The 5740-nt window shown below is 61.7% G+C and carries 7 protein-coding genes; all 7 read left to right on the top strand.

Annotation, left to right across the window (positions count from 1 at the left end):
* Positions 1-82: 82 nt before the first annotated feature.
* Positions 83-1882, top strand: coding sequence for a translation elongation factor 4 (lepA, locus tag Q0L94_RS05940; RefSeq protein WP_296751188.1), 1800 nt, complete (start codon positions 83-85; stop codon positions 1880-1882).
* A 2-nt stretch (positions 1883-1884) separates the two neighbouring features.
* Entirely contained in the window at positions 1885-2694 is an 810-nt protein-coding gene (gene lepB, locus Q0L94_RS05935; protein ID WP_296751185.1) for a signal peptidase I, read from the top strand.
* 9 nt (positions 2695-2703) lie between these two features.
* Entirely contained in the window at positions 2704-3105 is a 402-nt protein-coding gene (locus Q0L94_RS05930; RefSeq protein WP_296751183.1) for a DUF4845 domain-containing protein, read from the top strand.
* Between the two features lie 4 nt (positions 3106-3109).
* Positions 3110-3778 (top strand): ribonuclease III, encoded by a 669-nt coding sequence (gene rnc, locus Q0L94_RS05925; RefSeq protein WP_038057900.1) that lies wholly within the window; start codon positions 3110-3112, stop codon positions 3776-3778.
* Positions 3775-4659: a GTPase Era gene (gene era, locus Q0L94_RS05920; RefSeq protein WP_296751179.1), complete on the top strand. Its 885-nt coding sequence runs from the start codon at positions 3775-3777 to the stop codon at positions 4657-4659. The genes rnc and era overlap by 4 nt, the downstream gene beginning before the upstream one ends.
* Positions 4660-4776: 117 nt before the next feature.
* A complete protein-coding gene (gene recO, locus Q0L94_RS05915; protein WP_296751176.1) occupies positions 4777-5526 on the top strand; it encodes a DNA repair protein RecO in 750 nt (249 codons plus the stop codon).
* Positions 5523-5740 (top strand): pyridoxine 5'-phosphate synthase (locus Q0L94_RS05910; protein ID WP_296751174.1); only part of this gene is annotated, 218 nt, incomplete at its 3' end. The genes recO and Q0L94_RS05910, both read left to right, overlap by 4 nt.

Below are 5740 nucleotides of genomic sequence, written 5' to 3'. Positions count from 1 at the left end.
GGTGTCGGCAGGCCCTGGAATCCGTTAAAATTCTGCAAGTTATCGCATCCCTTGCCGGGCACGGAAACGTGCCCGTTTTGTTGTGTCCCAGAATCTGATCCGCAATTTTTCCATCATCGCCCACATCGACCACGGCAAGTCCACCCTGGCCGACCGACTGATCCAGCACTGCGGCGGCTTGTCCGAACGCGAAATGGAGGCGCAGGTGCTCGATTCGATGGACCTGGAGAAGGAGCGCGGCATCACCATCAAGGCGCAGACCGCCGCGCTCGCCTACAAGGCGCAGGACGGCCAGGTCTACCGCCTGAACCTGATCGACACCCCCGGCCACGTCGACTTTTCCTATGAAGTGTCGCGTTCCCTGTCGGCCTGCGAGGGCGCGCTGCTGGTGGTCGACGCCTCGCAGGGTGTCGAAGCGCAGACGGTGGCCAACTGCTACACCGCGATCGACCTCGGCGTCGAGGTCATCCCGGTGCTGAACAAGATCGACCTGCCGGCGGCCGACCCCGACCGGGTGGCGGAAGAGATCGAAGACATCGTCGGCATCGATGCCACCGATGCGGTGCGCGCCTCGGCCAAATCCGGCATCGGCATTCCCGAAATCCTTGAAGTGGTGGTGAAGCAGGTGCCGCCGCCGCGCGGCGACGAAAGTGCCCCGCTGAAGGCGCTGATCATCGACTCCTGGTTCGACAACTACGTCGGCGTGGTGATGCTGGTGCGGGTGGTCGACGGCGTCCTGCGCCCGAAGGACAAGATCCGCTTCATGGCATCCGGAGCGCAGCACCTGACCGAACACGTCGGCGTGTTTACGCCGAAATCGGTCGACCGGCCGCAGTTGTCGGCCGGCGAGGTGGGCTTTGTGATCGCCGGCATCAAGGAGCTCAAATCCGCCCAGGTGGGCGACACCATTACCCTGGTCGAGCGTCCTGCCGGCGAACCGTTGCCTGGCTTCAAGAAGGTGCAGTCGCAGGTCTTCGCCGGCCTGTATCCGGTCGAGTCGCACGACTTCGAGGCGCTGAGGGACGCCTTGACCAAGCTGCAACTGAACGACGCGGCGCTGCAGTTCGAGCCCGAAGTTTCGCAGGCGCTGGGTTTCGGCTTCCGCTGCGGCTTCCTCGGTCTGTTGCACATGGACATCGTGCAGGAACGGCTGGAGCGCGAGTACGACATGGATCTCATCACCACCGCGCCGACGGTGGTGTACGAAGTGCTGATGAAAGACGGCACCCTGATCAACGTCGAGAATCCGTTCAAGCTGCCCGAACTATCGAAAATCGAGGAAATCCGCGAGCCTATCATCACCGCGACGATCTTCGTGCCGGAGGAATACGTCGGCAACGTCATCACCCTGTGCAACCAGAAACGCGGCATCCAGCTCGACATGCAGTACCACGGCAGGCAGGTGATGCTGCGCTACGACCTGCCGATGAACGAAGTGGTGATGGACTTTTTCGACAAGCTGAAGTCGACCAGCCGCGGCTATGCTTCGCTCGACTACGAGTTCAAGGAATACCGCCCGGGCGACCTGGTCAAACTCGACATCCTGGTCAACAACGAGAAGGTCGACGCGCTGTCGCTGATCGTGCATCGCGCGACCAGCGTGTATCGCGGACGCGAACTCGCCTCCAAAATGCGCGAACTGATCCCGCGCCAGATGTTCGACGTCGCGGTGCAGGCGGCGATCGGCGCCAACATCATCGCGCGCGAGAACGTCAAGGCGCTGCGCAAGAACGTGCTCGCCAAGTGCTACGGCGGCGACATCACGCGCAAGAAGAAGCTGCTGGAAAAACAAAAGGCCGGCAAACGCCGCATGAAGCAGGTCGGCAACGTCGAAATCCCGCAGGAAGCCTTCCTTGCGATCCTTCAGGTCTCGGACAAATAAACATGAATTTCGCGCTCATCCTTTTCATCGCGCTGGCCGTCACCGGCGGCATCTGGCTGCTCGACGCGCTGCTGCTCAAGCGCGGCCGCGACAAGGACGCCAGGGAGCCGCTGCTGGTCGAATACGCCAAGAGCTTCTTTCCGGTGATTCTGGTGGTGTTCGCGCTGCGTTCGTTCCTGGTCGAGCCGTTCAAGATTCCGTCCGGATCGATGATGCCGACGCTGCTGATCGGCGACTTCATTCTGGTCAACAAATACACCTATGGCATCCGTCTGCCGGTGCTCAACAAGAAAGTCGTGCAGTTGAACAACCCCGAGCGCGGCGACGTCATGGTGTTCCGCTACCCGGCCGATCCCGGCCTCGATTACATCAAGCGGGTGGTCGGCGTGCCGGGCGACGTGGTCGAATACCGCAACAAGCAGCTCATCGTCAACGGCCAGGCGGTACCGAGCGCCAACACCGGCACCTATAGCTACGTCGGCAACGGCCTCAACTACATCACCGCCATGGTGTACAACGAGCGTCTCAATGGCATCGGACACGCCATGATGACCGAGCCGGGCAAGCCCGCAGTCTATCCGCCTCAGGTGATGGACTTCCCCTACCGCGAAAACTGCTCCTACAATGCCGAGGGCGAAGGCTTTACCTGCAAGGTTCCGGCGGGCCAGTATTTCATGATGGGCGACAATCGCGATGCCAGCAACGACAGCCGCTACTGGGGCTTCGTCCCCGACAGGAACATCGTCGGCAAGGCCTTTTTCATCTGGATGAATTTTGACGATTTCGGCCGTATCGGCACCGTCATTCGATAAGGAGACAGCATGCAGCGCACCCGTTCCACGCCTTCCCGACAACATGGCCTGAGCATGATCGGCTTCCTGTTCGTCGCCATCGTGCTGGTCGCTGTGGCCATGCTGGCGATGAAGCTGGTGCCTGCTTACATCGAATTTTTCTCGGTGAAGAAAATTCTCGCCACGATGGCGCAGGAGCCCGACTTCAAATCGAAAAGCAACGCCGAACTGCGCAACGATTTCACCAAGCGCGCCAACGTGAGCTATGTCACCGTGGTCAAGCCGGAAGACCTCAGCATCGATCGCCGCGGCGGCACTCCGGTCGTCTCCGCCAATTATGCGTTCCGCACCAAACTCGTCGGCAACGCCAGCCTGGTGGTGGATTTCAGTGCCAGCAGCGATCCTAACGCCGCCCCCGCCCAGATTGAATAACGCCTTGCTGAACCAGCGCCTGCAGCAAGCGCTGGGCTACACCTTCATCCGTTCCGAACTCCTGACCCAGGCGCTGACGCACCGCAGCTACGGTGCGCTCAATAACGAGCGGCTCGAATTTCTCGGCGACTCGGTGTTGAACTGCTCGGTTGCCCGCGCGCTCTACGACGCCTTTCCCGATTTGCCCGAAGGCAGCCTGTCGCGCCTGCGCGCCAACCTGGTGCGGCAGGAAACGCTGGCCGATATTGCCGTTGCCCTGAGACTGGGCGATGTCCTGCGTCTCGGCGAAGGCGAACTCAAAAGCGGCGGCTTTCGTCGCCCCTCGATCCTGGCCGATGCGCTGGAATCGCTGTTCGGTGCGATTTTTCTGGATGCCGGATTCGACCAGGCGCAACGCGTCGTGCGCGGCCTGTTCGACCCGCTGGTGGCGAAAATCGATCCCAAGGCTTCGGGCAAGGATGCCAAGACCCAACTGCAGGAAATGCTGCAATCGCGCCGGCTGCCGCTGCCGGACTATCAACTGGTCGCGACTCAAGGCGAGGCGCACGACCAGAGTTTCATCGTCGAGTGCGTACTGGCGAAGCCTGCGTTCAGCACGCGCGGCGTCGGCAAGAGCCGTCGCGCCGCCGAACAGGAGGCCGCACGTCAGGCGTGCGAAGCGCTGCAAAAATGAGCGAATTCAAGTGTGGCCTCATCGCCATCGTCGGCCGCCCCAACGTCGGCAAATCGACCTTGCTCAACCGCATCGTCGGGCAAAAAATCAGTATCACTTCGCGTAAGGCGCAAACCACGCGCCATCGCGTGATGGGCATCCATACCACCGACGAAGCGCAGTTCGTGTTCGTCGATACCCCGGGGTTCCAGACGCGTCACGGCAGCACCATGAATCGCGCGATGAACAAGCGGGTGCGCGAAACGCTGTCGGATACCGACGTGGTGATGATGCTGGTGGAAGCAGGACGGCTGAAGAACGAGGATCGCCAGGTGATGGAATTGCTGCCCAAGGATCGCCCGCTGATCCTGGTGGTGAACAAGATCGACTACGCCAAGGATCGTGCCGCGCTGATGGCTTATCTGCAGGAAGCCGCCGCCGCGCATGCCTTCACCGAGATCGTGCCGGTATCGGCCAAGCAAGGCAGCAATCTCGACGAATTGCTGAAAACCCTGCAGGCCCACCTGCCGGAAAACCCGCCGCTATTCGACGCGGACGACGTCACCGACCAGACCGAACGCCAGCTGGCGGCTGAACTGATCCGCGAAAAGGTGTTCCGCCTGTGCGGCGAGGAAATTCCTTATGCGGTGGCGGTGACCATCGACAAGTTCGAGGAGGAAGGCAATCTGCGCCGCATTTTTGCCACCATCCTGGTCGACCGCGACGGCCACAAGGCCATCGTCATCGGCAAGGGCGGCGAAAAGCTCAAGACCATCTCCACCCAGGCGCGGCTCGACATGGAGCGCGCGTTCGACGGCAAGGTGTATCTGGAGGTATGGGTGAAAGTGAAGGGCGGCTGGGCCGACGACGTGCGGATGCTGAAGTCGCTTGGCCTGGATTGAATTTTTCATCCGCGAAGGACGCGAAGGGACGCGAAGAGGCTCAATGCACAGACCATTGTTGCTTGTGGTTTTCTTCGCGCTTCTTCGCGTCCTTCGCGGATAAAAGGGTTTCCCATCGTGTCCCACGACGCCCGCATCAACAACGAGCCCGGCTTCATCCTCCACACCTATCCCTTCAAGGAAACCAGCGTGGTGGCGGAAGTTTTCACCCGTGACCACGGGCGCGTGGCGCTGATCGCGCGCGGCGCGCGCCGCCCGGCATCCATGCTGCGCGGGCTGATGCAGCCCTTCACCCCGCTGCTGCTGTCGTGGTTCGGCAAGTCCGAGCTGAAAACCCTGCATGCGGCGGAATGGCAGGGCGGGCTGCTGGCGCCGCAGGGACGCGCGCTGATGTGCGGGTTCTATCTCAACGAACTGCTGTTGCGCCTGCTGGCGCGCGGCGATGCGCACGAACTGCTGTACGACCGCTACGTCGATACCCTCGGCCAGCTGGCGGGCGGGACGTGCAGCACCGATTACGAACGCGCCACTTATTTTGAGCAGATATTGCGCCGTTTCGAGAAAAACCTGCTTTCCGAGATCGGCTACGGCGCCACTTTCGATCTCGAAGCCGAGAGCAAGGCGCCGATCGACCCCGCTGGCCGTTACGTGTTCCAGCCTGAACGCGGTGCGCTGCGTGCGGTCGGACAGCCGGGTTGCCCGGTATCCGGGCAGACGCTGATCGACCTCGCTGCCGACCGTTTCGAGCGCCCGGCCACACTGGCCGAAGCCAAGACCCTGATGCGCACGCTGATCAACCACACCCTGGGCGCGAAGCCGCTTTATACTCGCCAGCTGTTACGCGAACTTACCGAACTGACACAATGAGCATCCATCTCGGCGTCAACATCGACCATATCGCCACCCTGCGTCAGGCGCGCAAGACCCGCTACCCGAGCCCGGTCGAGGCCGCGCTGATGGCCGAGACCGCGGGCGCCGATTCGATCACCCTGCATCTCAGGGAAGACCGCCGCCACATCCAGGATGCCGATGTGGCGATCCTGCGCCAGGTGCTGAAGACCAAGATGAACCTCGAAATGGC

The organism is Thiobacillus sp. (assembly GCF_024708915.1).
This window is presented reverse-complemented; position numbering and strand designations above follow the sequence as displayed.